Genomic DNA, 21,614 nt, shown 5'->3' with positions numbered 1-21,614 from the left:
AGCGGATAGACGAGTTGCCGGTTCCGTCCGTCTCGGCTCGCGTGGGCAGCCGAGCCGTCGGTTTTCGGGTTTGATACGGCAGGGAATTCACCTCTTTCTCGCTGCGGTGCTTTTGGCTGGAGGCGCCGGTGCCGTCTACGGATCATCCGAAGGGGCGGAGACCATCAGCGGGGATGCCGGCAGCGACGAGCTCGGGGCGAGTGACCTCGGCAGGCTGATCCGGGATTGGACCAGCGCGTTTCAGCGAGATCATGCCGGGGCTACGCTTCGCTTGCGCCCGGCCCGCTCGCTCGCTTCACCGGGCGCATTCGACGAGGCGCGCGGCGATGCGATTTACGTCGGCTATCGGCTGAACCGCGAGGCAATCGATGGTTTTTCGCGAAAACTCGGTTACAAGCCAACCCCGATTCGAGTCGCTCTCGATGCGGTAACGATTTTCGTACACCGGGATAATCCGATCCGAGGCATGACGCTGGCCCAGGCCGGCTCAGTTTTCTCGCGTTCGCCGATGTGTCGAGGTGCTCAGTACCTGGCGACCTGGGGAGCGTTGGGCTTGATCGGGGAATGGCGAACCCGGCCGTTACAGGTATTTGCGATCGGATCCGCCGACGATGTGTACGATTATTTTAGCGAGCAAGTCCTGTGCGGAGGCGCACTGGGTGAATTCGTTCAGGTGCGGCCCGATTCCGGATCGGTCGCCGGTGCCGTGAGTGAATCCTTGAATGCCATCGGTTACGGCCGAGGCGACTCGACAACTGTATCCGTGAAGCCAGTACCGCTGGCGGTAGACGCGAATATGCCTTTTGTTGCGCCGAGCGAGCGCAATGCCGTTAGCGGTGCTTACCCGCTGACGCGGTTTCTCCATATATATGTCAATAAGAGCCCGAATAGACCGCTAGCGGGTGTGCAAGCGGACTTCGTCCGATTTGTGCTGTCGGCGGAAGGTCAGCAAATTGCCAGCCGCTACGGATACATCCCGGTTACCCCGGATGTTGCAAAAAAGGAACAGAAATTGATTGGCACAGGGCAACCCTGAGGTTGGGCCGAACTATTGAATTGAGCATTTTCCTTCAATTCAGTTGCGCCGCGGCTGATCCGCGACTAAGATTGTGCCTGTTGTAAGTTTTCAAATCTTGTTGGTATTCCAACTACAGGGAGATGGATATGTTGAAAAAAATTCTAATTGCTTTGGGCATAGCAAGCGTCGCGGCGACAGCAGTGCAGGCCGAGGAGCATTTTATGGATGATCGGTGGTATGTCGCCCCGTTCGGCACATACTTCAATCCGGGCGGCGACCGTAATGCGAAAGACGATTGGGGCGCTGGCTTGGGAATCGGTAAGATCATCAACGAATATTTCAATGCCGAGGTCAGAGGTTTTTGGCAACACCTGAATGGCAAGGGCTATAACGGCGATCTTACCGGCGGCACCGTGGACCTGCAGTATTACTTCATGCGCGATGTGTTCTCGCCGTATGCGGTTATCGGCGCCGGTGGCATGAATACCAGCGCAGCCGGCAGAAGCGGCGCATCGTTCATCGGCGAGGCTGGCGTCGGTGCGACTTATGAGTTGCACGACAACTTCCTGCTCCGCGGCGATGTCCGTTATCGCTACGTCTACGAAGGAAATGGCGGCGTATACCGGAACGAAGACGATTTCCACGACATGGTCGTCAATCTCGGCTTTGTTGTTCCCTTCGGCGAGAAACCGAGAGCCGTGGCAGAAGCAGAACCTACTCCCGCGCCCGCAGACGATTGTGCTGCCCGCGACTCTGACCGTGACGGCGTGAACGATTGCGACGACAAGTGCCCCGGCACCATGGCTGACTCGAAAGTCGACGACCAAGGCTGTCCGATCAGAATCGAGCTTAAGGGCGTCAACTTCAAATATAACTCGGACGAGCTCACCGAGAACGCGAAAAGCATTCTGGACGGTGTTGTTGAGCAGCTCGTTGCTTCAAACGAAATGCGCGATATAGAAGTCCAGGGACACGCCAGCAGCGAAGGAAGCTCTCAGTACAATCTGAAGCTTTCGCAGCGCCGTGCTCAATCGGTGGCAGATTACCTGAAGTCCGCAGGCTTGAAGAACCGACTGTATGCGAAAGGTTACGGCGAGGACTATCCGATCGCCGACAACAGCACGGAAGCCGGTCGCGAGCAGAACCGCCGCGTTCAGCTGGTCTTTATGGGTGAATAAATACACCGCAATATCAAGCGGCATGGTTGCCTGATAGCAACCGCCGTCAATCAAAAACCCGCTCCCCGGAGCGGGTTTTTTCTGCTCGTTTTAATACTAAAATGTCGTGGAACTAGGCTATTGTGCTGGTTCGTTCCTCGTGCAACCCGTCCGCAGGTAAATTGTGAATAAGCGTGTTAATTTTTTCGCTGCATTGTTTGCAGCGCCTCTGATGATGCAGGCTGCATCCGCTGCCGAAATGCGCGGCTTTGTGCATATTAACGGCTCGAATGTTGTTAGGCCGTTTGCCGATGCAGTGGCCGACCGAATCAGCAAGTCCGGCAAGATCAAACGGCCATGGGTCGAGTCGAACAGTACCGGCGGTGGAATTCAGTTGTTTTGCGAGCCCGAAACCGGCGAATCTCCCGATATCGTCAATGCTTCGAGGCCGATGAAAAAATCGGAATTCGAAGCCTGTCAGGCATCCGGCATAAAGAACATCGTCGAGGTAAAGATCGGATATAGCGGCCTAGTGCTCGCGCACTCCAAGAAGGTGCCGGCGCTGGATATCACCCGGAAAGAGTTGTTTTTGGCTTTAGGAAAAAAGGTGCCTGATCCTAAATGCAAGAATTGCGACACGCTGGTCCCGAATCCCTATAAGACCTGGAAAGACATCAATCCGTCGCTGCCCGATACGAAGATCGAAGTCGTCGCTCCGCCGATCGGTTCCGGCATACGTGAACTGTTCGAAGAGGCCGTCTCGAAGGCTGGGTGCGAGAGTTTTCCCTTCATTGCCGCTTGGAAGGAAACGCAGAAGGCCAAGTATAAGGAAGTCTGCTTCACCGCCCGCAGCGATGGCGCCTATATCGAAGAAAGCGGAAATGCGATAGCGGCCATGTTGGCCAAGAACCCCGGGCTGTTGGGGTTTGTGTCGTACAAACAATATGCGGGCAATACCGATCGGCTAAATGCCGCTCGTATCGACGGAGCCGTCCCGAGTGTCGAGAGCATTGCGGCAAACCGTTACCCCATCGCCAGACCCTTGTTCCTCTATTTCAAGGCGGATCATGTCGGCAAAGTGAAGGGGCTGCAACAATATCTCGCCGAGTTTACGAATGACAAAGCGTGGGGCGAGAAAGGCTATCTTGCTCAGCTGGGATTGGTCCCGATGTCCGCGGAAGAACGTAAACTCTACGCAGCAGATGTGAAGAAGCGAAAGCCGATGTCGGCACCGATCGACACGGTCGCCGCAAGCCGAAGCTTGCCGGATGCGCAGCGCGTGGCTCGCTAAGGTCGTGCTGTTCGCCTTGACGGCGTTAGCACTGAGTCGAGGAGGTTCCATGGCTTCGTCGAGAATTTCAGATTGTCCGGATAGTCCCAATTGTGTGTCCAGTCTCTCTCGGGATCAGGATCATTACGCGAGTCCCTTTCGCGTGGACATAGCGCCTGACGAAGCTTGGGCGGCCCTGAAGCGCGTATTGGGGGCGGAACCCCGCACCCGGGTTGTCGAGGAGGACAACGAGCGATGGTATCTCCGCGCCGAGGCCACGAGCCGTCTTTTCCGATTCGTGGACGACGTGGAATTCCAGCTTATTCCGGAGGAGCACCTCATGCACGTTCGCTCCGCGTCGCGGGTCGGCTATTGGGATTTGGGCGTCAACCGCCGGCGGGTCGAGCGCTTGCGCGAAGCGCTGAAGCGTGAGGGCTTGTGGCGATAACCGCGACGCGGTGGAAGTGACGATGTATCCGTTGGATTTAAGCGAAATCGACCGTTTCTTGGAAGAGGATGTCGGTTCAGGCGACTTGACCGCTTCGATGGTTCCGAAGCACGCAACGGCGAGAGCGCGCGTGATCACCCGCGAGTCCATGGTGCTGTGCGGGCAGGCCTGGTTCGCCGCCGTTTTCGCCCGGCTCGGCGGTTCGGTTCAAATCGACTGGCTGGTGACGGAGGGCGAACAAGTCGAGGCGGGCGCCGAGCTGTGCGCGATGCAAGGCCCCGCCCGAGCGCTCCTGACCGGCGAACGCTCGGCGCTCAATCTTCTACAGACTCTGTCGGGCACCGCGACCTTGGCGCGTGCTTATGCCAAAGCCGTGGACGGCACCAAGGCGAAGGTCCTCGACACTCGCAAGACCATTCCCGGCCTCAGGAAGGCACAGAAATACGCCGTCCGCTGCGGCGGCTGTGATAACCATCGGATGGGACTCTACGACGGCATTTTGATCAAGGAAAACCATATCCTGGCTTGCGGGTCCATCGAAAAAGCCGTGCACGCCGCGAAAGCCTTGGGCGCTAACGTGCCGATCGAAGTCGAAGTGGAAAATCTCGATGAATTGCAGCAAGCCTTGGCGGCCGGCGCCGAGCGGATTCTTCTGGATAATTTCACGATTGCGATGATGCGGGAAGCGGTTACCGAAACTGCAAGCCGCGCCAAGCTCGAGGTATCGGGCAACGTGACCTTGGATACCATCCGGCAGATCGCCGAGACCGGGGTGGATTACATTTCGGTCGGTGCCCTGACCAAGAATGTTCGAGCAACCGATTTGTCGATGCGGATCTCGATTACCGCCTGAGCTCTGCGAGTCAGTCGGCCAAAGGCAAGGTTTTGTCGGGATTCAAAATGCCGTTCGGATCAAACTGACGTTTGACGGCGCGCATCAATTCCAGGGCGCCGGTGTCGATTTCCCGGTCAACGTAATCCCTCTTTTCGAGACCGACGCCGTGCTCGCCGGACAAGGTACCGCGCAGCCGCAGCACCAGCGAAAAGATCTCCCCCAGGCATTCGTGGGCCTTTTCGGTTTCGCCGGGTTTGGCGGGATCGAACAGCAGGTTGACGTGAATGTTCCCGTTTCCCGCATGGCCGAAGTTGACGATCGCCAAGTCATACCGCTGCGACAGCTCGTTTAGTCCGGCGATCAGCAAAGGCAACTCGGTGACGGGCACTACCACGTCTTCGTTGATTTTCTTCGGCGCGACCTTCCGCAGCGCCGGCGACAGTGCCTTGCGCGTTTGCCATAAGGCTTCGACTTCATCGGCGGTCGCCGCAACGCGAAACTCCAGAAGCCCCTCGTTTTGAGCAGCGCGCCGCACGCTCTCGATCTGTACCGCCATTCCCTCGGCAAATCCGTCCACTTCGACCATTAGTAAAGCACCGGCGCGCTCCGGCAAGTCGGCGCGAGAGTAACGGCGAATCAGTTCGATTGCGTTTCCATCGATGAATTCGAGGGCGCAAGGAACCGCAGGTTGAGCCATGATTCGGGTGATGGCTTCCGTAGCATGGTCCAAATCGGCATAGATCGCCCGCATGGTGCGTTTGGCTTCGGGCAACGGCGTCAGCTTGAGCGTCGCCTCGGTAATCAGCGCAAGCGTTCCCTCCGAGCCCAATAGCAGCCGGGTCAGATCGTACCCGACGACGCCCTTGGTGGTGAAGACGCCCGTACGGATCTCCGTCCCCAAACCGGTCACAGCTCGCAAGGCGAGGGTGTTTTCGCGGGGAGTGCCGTATTTCACCGCGCGTGGGCCGGCGGAATTGTAGGCGAGATTCCCGCCTACACTGCAAAAGGCGGCGCTGGTCGGGTCGGGCGGCCAGAAGAAGCCGTGCGGTTTGAGAAAGTCCTGTAGCGCCTGATTGGTCAGGCCCGGTTCGACGACGATGTAGCGGTTGCCCGGCGAGAATTCCACAATCTGGTTCATCCGCTCGAACGAAGCCACAACTCCACCCCGTAAAGGCACTGTCGCGCCGGTCGTGCCGGTGCCGCGGCCGCGCGCGGTCAAAGGCACCCGATGCTCGTTGCACAAGCGGGCCAGTTCGACCGTCTGGGTGTGGCTGGTCGGGAAAACGACCGCTTCCGCCAGAGCTTGACGGCGGCTGTTGTCGTAGCCGTAAGCCCAGCAATCGGCGGGGTCCGTGTAAAGCGAGCCGGGTGGGAAAATTTGCGCCAACCGGTTCAAAAAGGCGCTGGGTAAAGCCAAGAAATCAGTCCCCGAACAATTGGTGGTCTATCAAATCGCACAGGCAGTGCGTGATCAGCAGGTGGACTTCCTGTATTCGGGCCGTCGTCTCCGAGGGTACGCGGATCTCGATATCGGTTTCCAGCAGCAAGGGCGACAGCGCTCCGCCGTCCCGGCCGCTCAGGGCCAGCACCGACATGTCCCGATCATGGGCGGCAGTAACCGCGCTCAAAATACTGGAGGAATTGCCGCTGGTGGTGTAGACGACGAGAAGATCGTTGCTGTGGCCCAAGGCTCTGATTTGCTTGGCGAAAACGTCGTCGAACCGATAATCGTTGGCAATCGAGGTCAAGGTCGATGTGTCGCAAGTGAGCGCGATAGCGGGCAGGCCGGGGCGCTCCCGCTCGAAGCGATTCAGCATCTCGGAAGAAAAATGCTGCGCTTGCGCTGCCGATCCGCCGTTGCCGCAACAAAGAATTTTGCCGTCGCTGAGTAAACACTGAGCCAGCCTGACTCCGGCAATTTCGATGATCTCTCCGAGCCTGGCCAGCGATTCGCGGCTTGCTTCAACGCTGGTCTCGAATTGACGAAAGACTCGTTCTTGTAAATTCATGCCCTGCTATCAAGGTTGCGTAGCGAAAACCTTAAAATCGGTTAAGAGCCTATCCCAGTAGGCTCAAGAAACCCTTCGACAAGCTCAGGGCGAACGGCCTACTGGGATAGGCTCTAAGTCGCCTGAAAAGCATCTTTCACCCATTTTACAGCAAGCCCGCCGTTTGCGGGGGCCAGCGCCGCCACATCGAAACGAGCCGGCCGATCCATCCGCTTTTCCCGAAGAAAGTGGGCGGCGCTTGCCAACAGCTTTGCTTGCTTGCGCCGATCCACGCTCTCCAGTGCACCGCCGAACTGGATACTTCCCCTATAGCGGACCTCCACAAACACGATGGCGCACCCGTCTTCCATAATCAGATCGATTTCACCGTATCGGCAGCGGTAATTGCGCTCTATCAGCCGCAGGCCATGGGTCTGCAAAAAAGTCAGCGCTTCTTCCTCGGCGATACGCCCTTTGGCCTGGCCAAGGGTGGTCATTTCAGCGCCTTTACCGGAGCCCCGGAGCACTATCGCCCGGTTTCAGAAGCGGTGCGATTCCCCGTGGTTGCGGAACTCCGTCTTCAAATTGGGCGCAATGGAGCTGGCGCTGAATGCGGTTGCCGGTGCCCAGCGAGAGCGTGCCGGTCGCGCCGGTGTACCGAAACTGCGGTTCTGTCTTGAATCGTTCGAGTTCCGGAAGCAAACGGTAAGCATCGATCCCCAGCGCGACAAGTCTCACGTAATCCGACGGCGTTTGTTGAATCTGCTTGCTCAGCGCTTGATGGGACAGTGGACCACTTTCGGCCGGATCGAGTAACCACGGAATGTCGCAGAAAATCAGTCCGTTCAAATCTCGATCGGCTTCCGAGTCGGCCCTGCCGCCGTACACGTGAGAGGTAGCGTAGACCGGGAGATGCTCGCCATTGTGAAAGGCGATTTGAGGCAGAATCAGATGAGCATCGCGGGCGTCGCTGATGAGAAAGATGAAATCCGCGCCTTGTTTGGTGACCGACGGAACGGTCGGGAAGGAAAGCTGGGCATGCGTGGCAGAAGGTGCCGCGGAAATCAGTTCTTTTACCGAGGCGGTGAAATCCTCGCCGTGATACGGATAGGTCTTGATCGCACGAATGTTCCCCCCGAGCTGGTTCCAATAGGCCGCAAAGTGCTTGATCATGCGCTGGCCGAACTGATTCGCCGGCGCCAGCACCAGTGCACTCTGACGACCGTCGAACCAGGCGCTCCCGGCTGCTTGCTCGACCTCGTGCTCCGGGGTGAGGCCGAACTGATAGACCCGGTCATTGCTGACCTCCGGCGTTTGGTTGAGTCCTAGGACGGGGACGGGCAAATCCCCAGCTTTGGCCAAGACGGCCACGTCGTCCTTGATCAAGGGGCCGACGATCACTTTCGCGCCTCCATCGGCGAATTTCCGGTAGAGCTGATAGATGTCTCCCGACTGGGTGTCGACGAACCGCAAAGGCGGCTTTGCGGTATTGGTATCCGCATAGTAGGCGGCAAGCATGCCCGTGCGCAGGGCCTGGGCAGCGGGAGCATAGGAACCTGACAGAGGCAGCATTACGCCAATGAACGCTCCGGAGCCGGGCGCGGCTGCCGTAGGCGGTGTCGTTCCCGTTTGAGCCTGGCCCGGAGGCGGGCTTTGACGTTGGCTCAATAGCCCTTGCAGGAATGCCCCGTCGGCGGGATGTCCGGGAAAGCGAATCCGCCACTTGGCCAATTCCGTGTTCAATCCGGCCGGAGGCGTGGACTTGACGATCTGGGTCAAATTCATCCAGCCGCCCAATATATCGGGCGGGGGAGGTTGCATGGCGGTCAGGACTTTTTCGGGAATCCGGTTCAGCGCGTCATAAATGGCCTCATTATTTTTCTGCACAGCGTCGGGACGCGTGAGAAGTTGGCCGAGCCTGACACGCTCCCTGGCGCTTTCCAGCATGTTGCCCAGTTGGTTATAAGCCGAGGCGCGCAGTGTGTGATAATGCACCTTTTGCGACGGCTCCAGCCGGCCTGAGGGCAGGCTATCGAGCTTGGCCAAGGCCTCCCGTGCTCGGCCCACGTTGAGATCCAGCCTGCTTTGCAGAAGCGTGTAATCGTACCGGTCCACGGTCTCCAGTTCGTCGGGAGCGACGGCATCGGCCAGCCGTTTCGCCGTTCTTCCATCGCCCGCCCGGAGAGCCGAATCGGCGGCTCGAAGCCGGTAGTAATCGGGATCGCCCGACGTTTCCGCGAGCTGCTGAAATAATCTCATCGCTCCTGCATAGTCGCCGCTCTGGAGCAGGCTTTCGGCCTGCGCGGCGCGCGCATTCATGGCTCCGCGTCTGGTGGTGTCGCGGGCGCAAGCGGCTGCCATCAGTATGAGGAGAGCGAGACAGAGGCGGATCAATAGAGACATAGGCGGGATTCCGTTCGAGAAAGCGAGGAGTTTGATAGTGAGGCAAACAGAACCCGGCATACTATACCTAGTAGCGACGCCCATCGGCAATCTAAGGGATATTACGTTCCGCGCCATCGACGTTCTGCAGCAAGTCGATCTCATCGCTTGCGAAGACACCCGGCATAGCCGGCCGCTTCTGGACCACTACGGGATTTCCACGCCGACCGCGGCATTCCACGAGCATAACGAGGATGTCGCTTCGCTGCGGCTGGTCGAACGCTTGCAGCGGGGCGAGTCCATTGCCCTTATCTCGGATGCCGGAACGCCGCTGATCAGCGATCCCGGATTTCCCCTGGTGCGGGCGGTTCGGGCCGCAGGTATTCGCGTCGTTCCGATTCCGGGGCCATGTGCTCTCATCGCAGCCCTTTCGGCGTCCGGCCTCCCCGCCGACCGTTTTGCCTTCGAGGGATTTCTGCCGCGAAAATCGTCGGCGCGCAAGGCCAGCCTGGAGGTCCTGCGGAATGATTCGAGAACGCTGATTTTTTACGAATCCAGTCATCGCGTGTTCGAAAGTGTAGCGGACATCACGGCGATTTTTCCGTCTGATCGGCGATTGGTCATTGCCCGAGAGTTGACCAAGCTATTCGAAACGATAGTGGATACACGGGTCGGCGAGGCGCTCTCGCTCCTCGAAAGCGATCCGAATATGGAAAAAGGGGAATTCGTCCTGGTACTGGAAGGCGCGCCCGATCTCGGCAGGACGGAAGGGCTTACCGTGGATGAGGAACGAGTATTGCGGATTCTGCTCGAGGACTGTTCGGTCAAGACGGCAGTGTCCTTGACCGTAAAGATCACCGGAGCGCGTCGGGAAACGGTTTACCGGACGGCGCTCCGATTGACTGAAGAGTGGCGTAAGACCGATTGACTAGCCGTGTCTAGCGAAACTGTGAGTGGAGGTCGATCTTTGAGCCGATTTATTGAGGACGATCCGGACGCTCGGAGTCGCGTAAGGAGTGATCGGAAGAGGCATTGGGACGAGCGGACGGCTTCCTTCCATTACCATTGGTCAGCTTCTGAATCATATCGTCCCACGAGGTGTATTGCTTGAAATCGGGATGGCCGGCTGCAATCTTGGTGTTGACCTCTTGCTTCGCCATTTCGATGACTTCGTCGGGTGTCTTTCCGTCCACGGTGTTGACGAAGGCATCCGGTCCTTCTTCCGATTTGATTTTGTCTAAAATTCCCAAGGCGGTATCGAACAAAACGCGTTCGTCCGTATTGAGGTAGCGTTTGACTTGGATTGCCGATTTATAAACCGCTTCCCGCGAGGTCCCGTTGATTTCGTCGGACCGCGACATAAACGCGGGCAGAAAGTAAATGACGGCAAGCAATGCCAGAAAAAGACCGGCTAGTATTTTCATTGTTTATCTCCGAAAGTATTGGGGGCGAACATTATATAATCTCGCTGCAACATTGATGTCAAAAGCTCTCGCAGCGTCACGCCGAAGTCAAAGTCCTGCCTCGCGCCTTTTTATCATTTATTAATTTGGGGTACTTCTATGGCTCGAGATCGCGTTTTCAGGACAATATGGATCGGTTTAAGTTTTGCGCTTGTAGCATGCGCCCACGACATGAGGGTGATGAAAATGGAGGAGGCACTGAACAGCTATGGTTCAGCTATTCGATGGGGAGCTTTCCAAAAAGCCTGGGATTTTCAGACCGACAAACAGAAACGGGCGCCTGATTTCAAGGCGCTCAAAAATATAAAAGTTACCGGCTACGATTCAGTATTCCGGAAGGTGCAGAACGAGGGGACAATCGTGCTGCAAACCGTCGAGATTCGCTATATCGATAATGAGCGGCTCGTGGAAAAAAGTCTGACCGACGAGCAAAAATGGCATTTTGACGTCGAAAAAAAGCAGTGGCTATTGGATAGCTCTTTTCCAAAATTCGAATAGCGTGATTCAAGCGTTCAAAATCTAAAGCCATATCCCATCGCGTGACGAGCCAGCAAGCGCTTCGCCGGCGGGAAGCAATCCAGGGCGATCATGGCGGCATTACGCGCCAAGGCGAAGGGTGGAAAATCGGTGCAGAACGCCCGTATCAGGCCGTCGGTAAAATGGATCGTATTGGCCAGATCTCTCTGCCGGGCTCGGGCGTAACGATCGAGGAACGCTTTTTCGCCGATATCTTCGTTGAACGCCAGTTTGGTGAGCAATCGCTCCGCCAGGGATGCCGCATCACGGAGACCTAAGTTGAAGCCTTGACCGGCAACGGGGTGAACCTGATGCATCGCGTTGCCGATCAAGAGGACACGGTCGTCCGCCATCTTCTCTGCCCGGATCAGCTTGAGCGGAAAACCTTGCCGTCGCGATGCCAGTTGAATTTTCCCTAGCCAATAACCGAATGCCGACTGCAAGTTTGCGGTGAAGTTCGCGTCGGATTCACTCAAGAGTTCGTCGGCCTCCTGATCCTTCATCGTCCAGACCACCGAGCATTTTTTGCGCTCCAAGGGCAGCAGGGCCAACGGGCCGGCGGTCGTGAAACGCTCGTAAGCCGTGAAGTTCACATCTGCCTCCGTGCTGACTTCAGTCACGATCGCCGTCTGTCCATAGTCCCGGACGTTTTGTTCTATTCCCAGGAGCCTTCTCACTGTGGAATTTCCGCCGTCGGCGGCAACCACCAGAGCGGCCGTGACATTGAGGCACTCCTCGCCTTTCTTGAGGGTGACGCACACGCCATTCGGGCCTGCTTTGAGACCGATGACCCTCGCCGGGCATATCAGCTCCGCATCGAGTCCGCGCAGTTCCCGAGCAATGCGATCCTCCAGCGTTCGGGCGACGATGACATGGCCCAGCGCGTCGACTCCTTTTTCAAGAGCATGCAGCCGCGTTTTTCCGAAACGGCCGCGATCGGAGACATGGATATGACGGATGGGCATGGCTTTGGGCGCCACGTCTTGCCATACGCCGAGCCGGTCGAGAATTTGGACCGTGCCTCGCGCTAGGGCCAAGGCGCGATCGCCGGCCGTCAGGGCCTGTCGTTGGGTTTCCGTCAGCGCTTCGACGATTCCCACGCGAAGCGGCGCGTCCCGCAGGGCCAGAGCGAGACTACCTCCGACCAGTCCGCCGCCCACGATCAATAGATCGAAATCGTGGTTCATTCGGGATTCGCCATGAATGCTTCGATTTCCGCTGCCGTTTTGGGCAGTCCGGCCGTGAGGATTTCACAACCGTCTTTGGTGACCAAAACATCATCTTCGATTCGGATGCCGATGCCGCGCCATTTGGGATCTACGTCATGGCAGTCCGGCGCGACATAAAGGCCGGGTTCCACCGTCAATACCATTCCGGGCTCCAGCGAACGCCATTCGCCATCGCTCCGGTATTCCCCGACATCATGCACGTCCATGCCCAGCCAGTGGCCGGTTCGATGCATATAGAACTTCTTGTAGGCTTCGTCCTTGATCAGCTTCGAAACACGCCCTTCCAACAAACCCAGCTTGACCAGCCCTTTGGTCAAGGTGTGTACGGCAGCATCGTGAGGCGCATTCCAGCGGTTGCCAGCACGCACCTGCTCGATAGCGTCGAGTTGGGCCTCCAGAACCAAGTCGTAAAGGAGTCGCTGACTTTCGCTGAATCTTCCATTGATGGGAAAAGTACGGGTGATGTCAGCAGCATAGTTTTCATACTCTGCCCCGGCGTCGATCAGAAGAAGGTCGCCGTCCTTCAGTACGTCCTTGTTTTCGGTGTAATGGAGTACGCAAGCGTTGTGTCCTCCTGCGACGATGCAAGGATAGGCAGGCGCTCGCATGCCATGCCGGGTGAATTCGTAGAGCAACTCGGCTTCGATTTCATATTCGTACTTTCCCGGTTTACAGACTGACATCGCGCGTTTATGAGCGCGTACCGAAACCTCGGCGGCCTTCTGCATCAATTGGATTTCATGCGACGTTTTGATCAGGCGCTGCTCATGAAGCAGATGCTCCAGAGATACGAATTCGAACGGCGCACGTACACCGGTACGGACTCTCGCCCGCACGTTGTTTACCGCGGAAAACACCTGACGATCGATCTTCGGATCGTGCCCGATGGGGAAATAAACCCGCTCGCGATTTTCCAGAAGGCCGGGCAAAACCTTGTCCAGTTCATCAATGGGGAATGCTTCGTCCGCTCCGAATGCGTTGCGAGCGCCCTCGAGCCCGGCATGCCTTCCGGTCCAGATCGCTTTTTCACGATCGAATTCGCGACAAAAAAGAATGTACTCCCCTTGTTTTCGGCCGGGGGCGAAGACGGCCACCGCTTCGGGTTCGTCGAATCCGGTCAGATAATGAAAATCGCTGTCTTGACGATACGGATATTCCACATCCCGGTTGCGTACGCTCGCAGACGCACTCGCGATCAGAGCTACGCTTTTCTTCTTGATACGGCGCGCTAGCTGTTTACGGCGCTGTTTGAATTCGCTCGGTTGAAGCATGAGTTTGCAATATCAGTGAAGTCGCGAGGGCGGTTGCTGTTGCAATTCGGTACGGATCAACTGTACGCCGATGCGGACATATTCCGTGATCTCGGCATAAGCCACTTCGTCCGACTCTCCGGCGGAATCCGGACTCAGGCGGGAGATTTCCAGAAGGTCGTGGAGGACTTCGGTGCTTTCTCCCGGCCAGTCGGCACCATCCGATCGATAACCGAGGCCGTATAAGAAGCCTTGGCACCATTCTCCCAAAGCATTGGCGCGGTCACTCAGGGGGAGCGTGTCATCCGGCAGCAGCAACTCGAACGAAAAGTCGAAATCGTCCAATTGGTGCCGAGTCGTCTCGCACAGCGCCGAAAGCAAGGCATGTTCCGCCGGGTTAAGGTTGGTCCTGCTTTCGCCGAAAACGGCTTCCAGCCACTGATCGCAATCGGTCTGGCTGTTCAGACACAGCAATCCCGATAGCACCCCATGCACTTCGGCTGCGCTAGCCGCCGAGTCGTTGTTCAGGACGACGTCCTGGACATTCTGATAGGATAAATCGTTGCTCATTCCAGCCTTGTCGACCCTGCTCTAATTCTTTATGCTAACACTTCGAATAGCCGGATCGAAAGCTAGCACCGAAGTTTAACCCCATCTTTAAGGCTCCAAAATCATGATAGCCGATATGTTTGATTTGGATGCCGAGCTAGTACGATTGGAAAATAAGATCGATTCACTGGCCGCCATGTGCGAAAGGCTACGTGATGAAAATCAGGTGCTGAAGTCCACGTTAGACGAATGGATGCGAGAGCGGGTGCAACTATCCGATAAAACCGAGATGGCGAAGAGTCGCGTTGAAGCGATGATTTCCCGCCTGAAATCCATAGGACACGAATGATGAGCGAAATGAATCCGCCGATTAAAGTTCAGATCCTCGGCAAGGAATATCCTATTTCCTGCCCTGAAGACCAACAGCACGATCTTTTGATTGCAGCACGTTATTTGGATGAAAAAATGCGTCAAATACGCGGTACCGGCCGCGTGATCGGCACCGAACGCATTGCCGTGATGGCAGCGCTGAATATCGCGCATGAGCTATTACAAGCGCAACAGCAGAACAAATTGTTATCGCAGGATTTGCGGGATCGCTTTTCGTCGCTGCACGAAAGGCTAGACGCAGCCCTGGATACGGATTAAAGCTGTTTCGGCGCTGATACGTATTGCATCAATTTGTCGACCTAGTAGAATTTGATTCACGTATTCCCTGCGGCGTGCGAAAGCAGCTGGGTTACTTCTTGAGCCTAATCTAAAACCCCGGGAACCATCGAACGAGCGATGTGCGCAAGTCCGCTCCGAGCGGAAAGCCTAATTCGCCGTTCCTACGCTCCCACCTGAACCTTCCGGTTCAAGGGCGAAAGCGGTTTACGGCGCAGGCGGGGAATACTTCACTTCTCCTCGTTCTAGAGGAACTCCCTTTGCTGGATGTGCGAATATGCACTCGCCAGTTTCATCCGATCTATCTGAATGAATCTTCCGGCGGATATCCGGCGCCAGAGTCGAGCTCTTCGACAAAGCATGCCGCTCGTATTGGCTAGTAAGAAGAGTCTCCGCATCGCGGAACGCTTCATTACATCGCCGATTGCCGAACGCGGCCAGCATGTCGCGGCTTATCTCAGTAACGACGGCGAGGTCGAAACCCAGGCTATTATCGAGAGCTTGTGGGCATGTGGCAAAGCGTGTTACCTACCGATTCTCCGTTCGTCGCCCCAGCGTTCGCTATGGTTCGGGCATTACGGGCCGGGCACGGCGTTGACTCCGAATAAATTTCGGATTCCCGAGCCGTCTATCGGGGAAGATACGATTACTGAGCCGTGGATGCTGGATATGGCGTTCGTTCCCCTGGTGGCTTTCGATCTTTTCGGTAACCGCATCGGTATGGGCGGCGGCTATTACGACCGTACGTTCGCTTATCTTAAGAATGCAAATCAACCGCGCACGCCGATTCTCATCGGCCTGGCGTTCGAATGCCAGAAATGGGACCAAATACCGGCGCAGCCTTGGGATGTGCCGCTGAATGGCGTGATTACCGAAGAGGCTTATTACCTGTTCGACGACCTCTGTCGTTAAGATAAAGTGCAATGTGGCAGCGGCTGACGCGCTGGAGGCGGGACGAAAAGAGGTGGTCAGGAACCGGCCCACAGGTCGCTGAGGGCGATCGTGACGGCCTCGAAGGGTGCAGCGGAAACTTCGTCGTGGTCCTGGTATAAGCCGGTTACGGTCCACTGCCCGTCGGCCAGGGCATAGGTTTCCGAAATCCGCGCCAGGGGATCAACAAGCCACAAAAACGCTACGCCGTAGCGCGCGTAAGCTCTCGTTTTTGTGACCCTATCCTTTTTCTGGGGCGTCGGCGAAAGGATTTCGCACACCCAGTCCGGAACCACCTCGAAGCGATGGTCTTCCGGCAAGCTCGACATGCGCTCGCGGCGCCAACCGGCGATATCGGGGACCAGCACTTCGGTATCGCGGACGAAATGGAATTCCGGCTCATCGATGATCCACCAACCGCCCGGACCGCCCCGGCCGCGATGATAGGCTGAACCGATATCGATCCCGAGCACAGGGGCGACTGAAGCATGAGGCCCGGCTCGGCCGGGCTGGGTGTACAGTTCTCGGCCGATGATTTCTCCGACCAGATTTTCCGGCAGCGCCAGCAAGCGCTCATACGGGCTCGATTCCTGAATTACGGCGGACATCAGTTACCTCCGTTCTTTACGTCAAACATAGTCATTATCCACCGGCTCGACCAACAGTTGAGTCCCCGCTGTATTGGCCTCCCAATGTTCGACGGGCCGCTGGGACGGAAATTCGAGCAGCGTCGGACCATGCTGGCGGACTACAGCAGCCATTTTCCACAGATCTCTTTTTCGCGTGAACAATGGGGTTTTTGCTGCCGCGTCAGGATGTTTTAAGACGGCCACTTCCGCTAACATGCTGTAGTTAATAACGTTATTGAGAAATTACTTTTCGCGGGGGGAAGACAGATGCGTTACTGGTTGATGAAATCCGAACCTTCGGAGTTCAGCATCGACGACCTGGAGAAACGGCCTCATCAGATCGAGCACTGGGACGGCGTGCGCAATTATCAGGCGCGAAATATGATGCGCGATGAAATGAAAGTGGGGGACCTGGTGTTTTTTTACCATTCTAATTGCGATACGCCGGGCATCGTCGGCATCGCGAAAATTTCGCGTGAAGCCTATCCGGATTTCACCGCGTTTGACGCCGATAACAAGCATTACGATCCCGGCAGCAAGCCGGATGATCCGCGGTGGTTTATGGTGGATGTGCAGTTCGTCCGCAAGCTCAAACGCACTATCACTTTAAGCGAACTAAAAGACCGGCCGGAACTCGACGGTCTGGCGCTCGTTCGCCGCGGCAACCGGCTGTCCGTCATGCCGGTTACCGAGGCGCAGTGGACGTATATTTTGTCGCTGGAATAAACACTCCCACTGGATGCCTTTGTGCCGGGATATGATATGGCTTGCCGTCTTCTCCAGCCGTACCCGAAAACAATGGTGTGTCTGGGCGGGACGAGAAATCAGATGATAGAAATCGTGCTTGAGGTAATCGCTCTGGAAAGCCTGATCGTCCGTTTCTGCCGAATGACCGGCTGCAGCGCCGAACATATGCCAGATCGTGGAATACCTCGACGATGCGGTCGGTGTGAAGAAATTCGGAGTAATAGATTTTTTCCGGTACCTCCCGGCCCGGTAGTTCCCATTCGGCATAGAAATCGACCGAATTGAGATTCCCGTCGACCCAAGCGAAAAGGCACCCCGGGGAAACGGCACCAGTTCGCGCAACGCTCTCAAGCTCGGGTACGAATACACGGTTGTCCAATCCCAGCGAGCAGAGCTGTTTAATGTAACTTTCTTTTGCCGTGAAGACGCGAAAGCCGAAAAATGATGAGGCGTTCGGGCTATCTCTTCGATCTTGCCACCATGTTGCGGTGAAGCAAAGGAAATCAAGAGGTCGCGTTTCCGCCTGCGAACAGTCGATACGCCGGGTTGTCCGTCTCCTCCCGATAGGCGAAGCCGATGGCGTCGAGAAATTCCTTGAAGGCTCGCCGTTCCGTCTTCGGTACCTGAATTCCCATCAGCACCCGCCCGAATGCAGCACCGTGGTTCCGGTAATGGAACAGGCTGATGTTCCAACGTCCGCCCATAAAAGATAAAAATTTCAAAAGCGCGCCGGGGCGTTCGGGAAACTCGAAGCTGTATACGGTTTCGTCCAACAGGCGCGGTGCATGGCCTCCCACCATGTAGCGGATGTGCTCCACCGCCAATTCGTTGCCGGTCATATTGGTAACCGTGAAGCCGTGTTCGCGCAGTTGTGCGATCAGTTCCTCGCTGTCCCGGCTGCCGTTGGCGATCGCCACGCCCGCGAAGATATGGGCGGCATTGTCGTCGAAATAGCGGTAGTTGAATTCGGTAATGCTGCGCCGACCTAGAACGCGGCAAAATTCGAGAAAGCTGCCGGGCTTTTCCGGAATCGTTACCGCCAGGAGCATTTCCTGGTGTTCGCCAACCTGGGCACGCTCCGCCACATGGCGCAGCCGGTCGAAATTGATATTGGCCCCGCTTTCAATGGCGATCAGGCACTGATCCCGCACCCCGGTCATCGATGCGTATTTTTTCAAGCCGGCAACACCCAAAGCGCCCGCGGGCTCGGCGACCGATCGGGTATCGTCGAAGATATCTTTGATGGCCGCGCAGATCTCATCCGTATCGACCGTAACGACGTCATCCACGTATTGATGTGCGACGTGGAACGGTTCCTTGCCGATTTGCCGGACGGCGACGCCATCGGCGAACAGTCCGACTTGTCTCAGGATGACCCGGCGTTTTGCCTTCAACGCCCGATTCAAGCAATCCGCATCGTCCGGCTCTACGCCGATGATCTTGATATCCGGGCGAACAAACTTCACGTAAGTCGCCACGCCCGCGATCAATCCGCCGCCCCCCACCGGGATGAAGATGGCGTGAATGTCGCCCGTGTGCTGCCTCAGAATTTCCATGCCGATGGTGCCTTGGCCGGCAATAACCTCGGGATCGTCATAGGGGTGGACGAAGCTCAATTTTTGCTCTTCGGCAAGGTTCATAGCGTGCTCGTACGCTTCGTCGTACGAATCGCCGAACAAAACGGTTTCCGCCCCGAAATTCTGCACCGCCCGCACTTTGATGGCCGGCGTGGTGCAGGGCATCACGATGACCGCCCGGATGCCCAGTCGCTGGGCCGAGAGCGCAACGCCCTGAGCATGATTGCCGGCCGAGGCTGCGATTACGCCGGCCCGTTTTGCTGCATCATCCAGTGAAACGATCTTGTTGTAAGCGCCTCGAAGTTTAAAGGAAAAGACTGGCTGAAGGTCTTCGCGCTTGATGTAAACCGAGTTGTCGAAGCGGCGCGTTAGCCCCGGCGCGAAGTCTAGGGGAGTTTCCGAAGCAACGTCGTAAACTCGGGCGCGCAAAATGCGCTCGATATACTTATGAATCATTTTTTAGTCTTAAAAGATACAAGTGAGAAACGCGGCCGGGACCGCTATGAAGCATGACAGCGCCGGCATGATCACGCTATTATCCCGCAATTTTCAAGTAACCACATGATGGAGCGACGAAAATGACCCAAGACGAGCTTAAGAAGAAAGTGGCGGAAGCCGCCCTAGACTATGTAAAGGGCGTGTCGGTGCTAGGCATCGGCACAGGATCGACGGTCAATCATTTCATCGATTTGTTGGCCGATTTCAAACAGGATATCGAAGGTGCCGTATCGAGCTCGGAGACGAGCACCGCTAAGCTCAAGAAAATCGGTATACCGGTTCTGGATTTAAATGCCGTGGGCTCATTGGAGGTTTACGTCGATGGAGCCGACGAGGTCAATCCTCACAAACAGATGCTCAAGGGCGGCGGCGGAGCCTTGACCCGGGAGAAAATCATCGCGGCGGCCAGCCGTAAATTCGTCTGTATCGTGGACGAGAGCAAATGTGTGGATGTCCTGGGCAAGTTTCCGCTGCCCGTGGAAGTCATCCCTATGGCCCGGAGCTATGTGGCCCGTCAGCTCGTAAAGTTGGGCGGGCAACCGCAGTGGCGCGAAAACTATATCACCGATAACGGCAACCAGATTCTCGATGTGCACAATCTGAACATCCTGAATCCGGTGGAGATGGAGCGGGAAATCAACAACATCCCCGGTGTCGTGACCGTCGGCCTTTTCGCTTTGCGCGGCGCGGACATCGTTCTTCTCGGCGGCGAAAGCGGCGTTAGAAAGCTGGATTAGCCATCTTGTTTTGGCGGGTTACGCCCTTCGCCTTCGCTACTGCTACGCTCAGGGCTAACCCGCCCTACGATATTTTCAAGACGATTTTGCCCGTGGTATGTCCGGTTTCGATCAGGGCGTGCGCGGCGGCGGCTTTTTCCAGCGGCAATACCTGGCTGACATGAATGTCCAACACGCCTTGGTCGATCCATTCGCCGCATTGCTGCAGAATTTCCACGTGGTGATCGCGGGCTTCGTGCAGGTTGCGCAGCATCGGGGTCAGCATCAGCTCGAAGCCTATCCGGAGATTGCGCATCCGCGCTTCTTGCAAAGAGATGTTGCCCGGGTCCAGCAGCGTGACCAGATCGCCGAAATGGGCGGTGCAGTCGATGCTATGTCTGAACACATCGGGTCCGACCGTGTCGATCACCAGATCCGCGCCCTGTCCGTCAGTCAGCTCGTTTACGCGCTGTGCGAAGTCTTCCTGTCGGTAATCGATCGCCGCATCCGCGCCCCAGTTCTTGGCGAGTTCGGCTTTCTCCGCCGAACCGACGGTGGCGAGCACCCGCGCATCGCGGAGTTTTGCCAGTTGGACCGCCACATGACCGACGCCGCCCGCTGCGGCGTGAATCAGAACGGTTTGGCCGGCTTGTAGCCGTCCACGGTCGTAAAGGGCGCCCCAAGCGGTAATCAATACCAAGGGCGCTGCGGCGGCGTGTTCGAAATCGAGCGATTGCGGCATGGGAGCGGCCCAGCGCTCGTCCAACACGGTGTACTCGGCATAATTGCCCTGGTCGCCGCCCAGTCCGCCATGGCAAAACCATACCGAGTCGCCGATGTTGAATCGGCTCACGGCTCCGCCGATTTCGACCACTTCTCCGGCACCGTCGCAGCCGAGCACCGCCGGTAACGGATTTGGGTAAAAAAAACCATTTCGCCGTATTTTGGTGTCGACCGGATTGACACCGGCCGCCCTGAGCCGGACTTTGATCTGGCTGGGCTCGGTGATACTTGGTTCTTCGATATCCCGCAGTTCGAGCAAATCCGGCAGTCCCGGTTGCGTCATCAAGATCGCTTTCATGGCTTTCCTACCCTGTGATGATTAAGTTCGTGTCTCTCGGCACTAGCGGCGACTGACGCACCGTTCGGGCGGTAAGGTCTGCGTACGCCCAAAAAGCGCTCCAACCAATAAGGACGTTCAAGACTGGAGACGATCACTTTCCCTTTCACGCTGCTGGAATGTACGAATGTATCGTTACCGATATAAATCCCGACATGGGAGAATGGCTGTCCGGTCGTATTGAAGAAGACCAAGTCGCCGGGCTGTCGGTTCCTGCTGTCGACACGCGGGGTCGCAGCAGCCATTTGATAAGCGGTTCGCGGCAGGCGAACGCCGTATTTTTCATAGACGTATTTGACGAAGCCGCTGCAATCGAATCCTTCCCGCGGCGATTCGGCACCGTAGCGATAGGGTGCTCCTTGCAAGCTGAGGGCGTAACGTGCCACTTCGTTCGAAGCGGGAAAATGGACCGTCCGCTTGACTTCCCGTGTCCCGGCGCATCCAGCGAGCAGAACCGAGACGGCGGCTAGTGCGAGCAGTTGCGAAACGATGGGTTTGCGGAAAAGTTGATAGATAGCCGACTCCATCTGTTGGCTCCGGGTGTTTGATTCGGGCTGGCGAAGTTGCCTTAAATTTAGTCTCGGCTGCGATTGGCGGCAAGATCGGGTTCGGAGGCCATCCATTGG

25 protein-coding genes and 1 other RNA gene are annotated in these 21,614 nt (G+C 56.9%); 13 read left to right on the top strand and 13 right to left on the bottom strand.

The features are described from left to right. The first annotated feature begins 70 nt into the window (after positions 1-70). The 5 genes from ABJK70_RS04740 to nadC all read left to right on the top strand — a co-directional run bounded on the left by ABJK70_RS04740 (position 71) and on the right by nadC (position 4,746). A complete protein-coding gene (locus ABJK70_RS04740) occupies positions 71-1,036 on the top strand; it encodes a substrate-binding domain-containing protein (RefSeq protein WP_156881161.1) in 966 nt (321 codons plus the stop codon). A gap of 128 nt (positions 1,037-1,164) precedes the next feature. Further along, the gene (locus tag ABJK70_RS04735) at positions 1,165-2,196 is read left to right on the top strand and encodes an OmpA family protein (RefSeq protein WP_077732019.1); all 1,032 of its coding nucleotides are present in this window, start codon (positions 1,165-1,167) and stop codon (positions 2,194-2,196) included. Between the two features lie 163 nt (positions 2,197-2,359). Further along, entirely contained in the window at positions 2,360-3,466 is a 1,107-nt protein-coding gene (locus ABJK70_RS04730; RefSeq protein ID WP_240502622.1) for a substrate-binding domain-containing protein, read from the top strand. Between the two features lie 49 nt (positions 3,467-3,515). Further along, positions 3,516-3,893, top strand: a complete 378-nt coding sequence (locus tag ABJK70_RS04725; RefSeq protein ID WP_168175505.1) for a DUF1499 domain-containing protein — start codon at positions 3,516-3,518, stop codon at positions 3,891-3,893. 22 nt (positions 3,894-3,915) lie between these two features. Next, positions 3,916-4,746, top strand: coding sequence for a carboxylating nicotinate-nucleotide diphosphorylase (gene nadC, locus ABJK70_RS04720; protein ID WP_347257468.1), 831 nt, complete (start codon positions 3,916-3,918; stop codon positions 4,744-4,746). A gap of 10 nt (positions 4,747-4,756) precedes the next feature. Here the strand turns inward: nadC and ABJK70_RS04715 are convergent, their stop codons facing one another. The 4 genes from ABJK70_RS04715 to ABJK70_RS04700 form a co-directional block, all read right to left on the bottom strand. Continuing rightward, positions 4,757-6,145 carry an FAD-linked oxidase C-terminal domain-containing protein gene (locus tag ABJK70_RS04715; RefSeq protein ID WP_086133675.1) on the bottom strand — a complete coding sequence of 463 codons (1,389 nt, stop codon included), beginning with the start codon at positions 6,143-6,145 and terminating at the stop codon, positions 4,757-4,759. 4 nt (positions 6,146-6,149) lie between these two features. Continuing rightward, positions 6,150-6,737: a phosphoheptose isomerase gene (locus ABJK70_RS04710; protein ID WP_077732015.1), complete on the bottom strand. Its 588-nt coding sequence runs from the start codon at positions 6,735-6,737 to the stop codon at positions 6,150-6,152. A gap of 113 nt (positions 6,738-6,850) precedes the next feature. Next, complete coding sequence (locus ABJK70_RS04705; protein ID WP_077732014.1) at positions 6,851-7,213, bottom strand: YraN family protein; 363 nt, start codon at positions 7,211-7,213, stop codon at positions 6,851-6,853. A 10-nt stretch (positions 7,214-7,223) separates the two neighbouring features. After that, a complete protein-coding gene (locus ABJK70_RS04700; RefSeq protein ID WP_347257467.1) occupies positions 7,224-9,119 on the bottom strand; it encodes a penicillin-binding protein activator in 1,896 nt (631 codons plus the stop codon). A 37-nt stretch (positions 9,120-9,156) separates the two neighbouring features. Between ABJK70_RS04700 and rsmI the strand changes: the two genes are divergently transcribed. Next, positions 9,157-10,026: a 16S rRNA (cytidine(1402)-2'-O)-methyltransferase gene (rsmI, locus tag ABJK70_RS04695; protein ID WP_240506860.1), complete on the top strand. Its 870-nt coding sequence runs from the start codon at positions 9,157-9,159 to the stop codon at positions 10,024-10,026. Between the two features lie 49 nt (positions 10,027-10,075). Here the strand turns inward: rsmI and ABJK70_RS04690 are convergent, their stop codons facing one another. Then, positions 10,076-10,522: a hypothetical protein gene (locus ABJK70_RS04690; protein WP_077732618.1), complete on the bottom strand. Its 447-nt coding sequence runs from the start codon at positions 10,520-10,522 to the stop codon at positions 10,076-10,078. A gap of 138 nt (positions 10,523-10,660) precedes the next feature. On the opposite strand from ABJK70_RS04690, the gene ABJK70_RS04685 reads away from it, so the two are divergent. Next, complete coding sequence (locus tag ABJK70_RS04685) at positions 10,661-11,059, top strand: hypothetical protein (RefSeq protein ID WP_139841035.1); 399 nt, start codon at positions 10,661-10,663, stop codon at positions 11,057-11,059. Between the two features lie 14 nt (positions 11,060-11,073). On the opposite strand, the gene ubiH is transcribed toward ABJK70_RS04685, so the two are convergent. From ubiH to ABJK70_RS04670, 3 genes are read right to left on the bottom strand one after another with little or no spacing between them, the layout of a single operon-like run. Next, positions 11,074-12,264 carry a 2-octaprenyl-6-methoxyphenyl hydroxylase gene (gene ubiH, locus ABJK70_RS04680; protein WP_347257466.1) on the bottom strand — a complete coding sequence of 397 codons (1,191 nt, stop codon included), beginning with the start codon at positions 12,262-12,264 and terminating at the stop codon, positions 11,074-11,076. Beyond that, the gene (gene pepP, locus ABJK70_RS04675) at positions 12,261-13,577 is read right to left on the bottom strand and encodes a Xaa-Pro aminopeptidase (RefSeq protein WP_077732615.1); all 1,317 of its coding nucleotides are present in this window, start codon (positions 13,575-13,577) and stop codon (positions 12,261-12,263) included. Before pepP ends, ubiH begins: the two co-directional genes overlap by 4 nt. A gap of 12 nt (positions 13,578-13,589) precedes the next feature. Beyond that, positions 13,590-14,126, bottom strand: coding sequence for a UPF0149 family protein (locus ABJK70_RS04670; protein ID WP_077732614.1), 537 nt, complete (start codon positions 14,124-14,126; stop codon positions 13,590-13,592). Between the two features lie 103 nt (positions 14,127-14,229). On the opposite strand from ABJK70_RS04670, the gene ABJK70_RS04665 reads away from it, so the two are divergent. The 4 genes from ABJK70_RS04665 (at position 14,230) to ABJK70_RS04650 (ending at position 15,683) form a co-directional block, all read left to right on the top strand. Further along, positions 14,230-14,454, top strand: a complete 225-nt coding sequence (locus ABJK70_RS04665; protein ID WP_077732613.1) for a TIGR02449 family protein — start codon at positions 14,230-14,232, stop codon at positions 14,452-14,454. After that, positions 14,451-14,753 carry a cell division protein ZapA gene (locus ABJK70_RS04660; protein ID WP_240502661.1) on the top strand — a complete coding sequence of 101 codons (303 nt, stop codon included), beginning with the start codon at positions 14,451-14,453 and terminating at the stop codon, positions 14,751-14,753. The genes ABJK70_RS04665 and ABJK70_RS04660 overlap by 4 nt, the downstream gene beginning before the upstream one ends. 61 nt (positions 14,754-14,814) lie before the next feature. Next, positions 14,815-15,000, top strand: a non-coding RNA gene (gene ssrS, locus ABJK70_RS04655) — 6S RNA. Positions 15,001-15,080: 80 nt separating this feature from the next. Next, entirely contained in the window at positions 15,081-15,683 is a 603-nt protein-coding gene (locus ABJK70_RS04650; RefSeq protein ID WP_077732611.1) for a 5-formyltetrahydrofolate cyclo-ligase, read from the top strand. Between the two features lie 56 nt (positions 15,684-15,739). Here ABJK70_RS04650 and ABJK70_RS04645 read toward each other — a convergent pair whose 3' ends face one another. Both ABJK70_RS04645 and ABJK70_RS04640 read right to left on the bottom strand, forming a co-directional pair. After that, on the bottom strand, positions 15,740-16,309 hold the full coding sequence (locus tag ABJK70_RS04645) for a Uma2 family endonuclease (protein WP_077732610.1): 570 nt from the start codon (positions 16,307-16,309) through the stop codon (positions 15,740-15,742). 21 nt (positions 16,310-16,330) lie between these two features. After that, the gene (locus ABJK70_RS04640) at positions 16,331-16,462 is read right to left on the bottom strand and encodes a hypothetical protein (protein ID WP_347257465.1); all 132 of its coding nucleotides are present in this window, start codon (positions 16,460-16,462) and stop codon (positions 16,331-16,333) included. Positions 16,463-16,597: 135 nt separating this feature from the next. On the opposite strand from ABJK70_RS04640, the gene ABJK70_RS04635 reads away from it, so the two are divergent. After that, positions 16,598-17,056 carry an EVE domain-containing protein gene (locus tag ABJK70_RS04635; protein ID WP_077732608.1) on the top strand — a complete coding sequence of 153 codons (459 nt, stop codon included), beginning with the start codon at positions 16,598-16,600 and terminating at the stop codon, positions 17,054-17,056. A 524-nt stretch (positions 17,057-17,580) separates the two neighbouring features. On the opposite strand, the gene ilvA is transcribed toward ABJK70_RS04635, so the two are convergent. Next, on the bottom strand, positions 17,581-19,110 hold the full coding sequence (ilvA, locus tag ABJK70_RS04630; protein ID WP_086133767.1) for a threonine ammonia-lyase, biosynthetic: 1,530 nt from the start codon (positions 19,108-19,110) through the stop codon (positions 17,581-17,583). Between the two features lie 122 nt (positions 19,111-19,232). On the opposite strand from ilvA, the gene rpiA reads away from it, so the two are divergent. After that, positions 19,233-19,889, top strand: coding sequence for a ribose-5-phosphate isomerase RpiA (gene rpiA, locus ABJK70_RS04625; protein ID WP_086133766.1), 657 nt, complete (start codon positions 19,233-19,235; stop codon positions 19,887-19,889). A 64-nt stretch (positions 19,890-19,953) separates the two neighbouring features. Here rpiA and ABJK70_RS04620 read toward each other — a convergent pair whose 3' ends face one another. Both ABJK70_RS04620 and ABJK70_RS04615 read right to left on the bottom strand, forming a co-directional pair. Further along, the gene (locus ABJK70_RS04620) at positions 19,954-20,949 is read right to left on the bottom strand and encodes a zinc-dependent alcohol dehydrogenase family protein (protein WP_347257464.1); all 996 of its coding nucleotides are present in this window, start codon (positions 20,947-20,949) and stop codon (positions 19,954-19,956) included. Beyond that, positions 20,946-21,515, bottom strand: a complete 570-nt coding sequence (locus ABJK70_RS04615; RefSeq protein WP_077732604.1) for a C40 family peptidase — start codon at positions 21,513-21,515, stop codon at positions 20,946-20,948. Before ABJK70_RS04615 ends, ABJK70_RS04620 begins: the two co-directional genes overlap by 4 nt. Between the last annotated feature and the right edge of the window lie 99 nt (positions 21,516-21,614).

The organism is Methylocaldum sp., assembly GCF_039794385.1.
Classification (GTDB): Bacteria; Pseudomonadota; Gammaproteobacteria; order Methylococcales; family Methylococcaceae; genus Methylocaldum.
This window is presented reverse-complemented; position numbering and strand designations above follow the sequence as displayed.

Excerpts from the sequence above, each read along its gene's own strand:
- ABJK70_RS04735 (WP_077732019.1), top strand. The coding sequence starts at position 1,165 with ATGTTGAAAAAAATTCTAATTGCTTTGGGCATAGCAAGCGTCGCGGCG.
- ABJK70_RS04725 (WP_168175505.1), top strand. The coding sequence starts at position 3,516 with ATGGCTTCGTCGAGAATTTCAGATTGTCCGGATAGTCCCAATTGTGTG.
- nadC (WP_347257468.1), top strand. The coding sequence starts at position 3,916 with ATGTATCCGTTGGATTTAAGCGAAATCGACCGTTTCTTGGAAGAGGAT.
- ABJK70_RS04710 (WP_077732015.1), bottom strand. The coding sequence starts at position 6,737 with ATGAATTTACAAGAACGAGTCTTTCGTCAATTCGAGACCAGCGTTGAA.
- ABJK70_RS04705 (WP_077732014.1), bottom strand. The coding sequence starts at position 7,213 with ATGACCACCCTTGGCCAGGCCAAAGGGCGTATCGCCGAGGAAGAAGCG.
- ABJK70_RS04700 (WP_347257467.1), bottom strand. The coding sequence starts at position 9,119 with ATGTCTCTATTGATCCGCCTCTGTCTCGCTCTCCTCATACTGATGGCA.
- ABJK70_RS04690 (WP_077732618.1), bottom strand. The coding sequence starts at position 10,522 with ATGAAAATACTAGCCGGTCTTTTTCTGGCATTGCTTGCCGTCATTTAC.
- ABJK70_RS04685 (WP_139841035.1), top strand. The coding sequence starts at position 10,661 with ATGGCTCGAGATCGCGTTTTCAGGACAATATGGATCGGTTTAAGTTTT.
- ubiH (WP_347257466.1), bottom strand. The coding sequence starts at position 12,264 with ATGAACCACGATTTCGATCTATTGATCGTGGGCGGCGGACTGGTCGGA.
- pepP (WP_077732615.1), bottom strand. The coding sequence starts at position 13,577 with ATGCTTCAACCGAGCGAATTCAAACAGCGCCGTAAACAGCTAGCGCGC.
- ABJK70_RS04670 (WP_077732614.1), bottom strand. The coding sequence starts at position 14,126 with ATGAGCAACGATTTATCCTATCAGAATGTCCAGGACGTCGTCCTGAAC.
- ABJK70_RS04665 (WP_077732613.1), top strand. The coding sequence starts at position 14,230 with ATGATAGCCGATATGTTTGATTTGGATGCCGAGCTAGTACGATTGGAA.
- ABJK70_RS04660 (WP_240502661.1), top strand. The coding sequence starts at position 14,451 with ATGATGAGCGAAATGAATCCGCCGATTAAAGTTCAGATCCTCGGCAAG.
- ABJK70_RS04650 (WP_077732611.1), top strand. The coding sequence starts at position 15,081 with ATGAATCTTCCGGCGGATATCCGGCGCCAGAGTCGAGCTCTTCGACAA.
- ABJK70_RS04645 (WP_077732610.1), bottom strand. The coding sequence starts at position 16,309 with ATGTCCGCCGTAATTCAGGAATCGAGCCCGTATGAGCGCTTGCTGGCG.
- ABJK70_RS04640 (WP_347257465.1), bottom strand. The coding sequence starts at position 16,462 with ATGGCTGCTGTAGTCCGCCAGCATGGTCCGACGCTGCTCGAATTTCCG.
- ABJK70_RS04635 (WP_077732608.1), top strand. The coding sequence starts at position 16,598 with ATGCGTTACTGGTTGATGAAATCCGAACCTTCGGAGTTCAGCATCGAC.
- ilvA (WP_086133767.1), bottom strand. The coding sequence starts at position 19,110 with ATGATTCATAAGTATATCGAGCGCATTTTGCGCGCCCGAGTTTACGAC.
- rpiA (WP_086133766.1), top strand. The coding sequence starts at position 19,233 with ATGACCCAAGACGAGCTTAAGAAGAAAGTGGCGGAAGCCGCCCTAGAC.
- ABJK70_RS04620 (WP_347257464.1), bottom strand. The coding sequence starts at position 20,949 with ATGAAAGCGATCTTGATGACGCAACCGGGACTGCCGGATTTGCTCGAA.
- ABJK70_RS04615 (WP_077732604.1), bottom strand. The coding sequence starts at position 21,515 with ATGGAGTCGGCTATCTATCAACTTTTCCGCAAACCCATCGTTTCGCAA.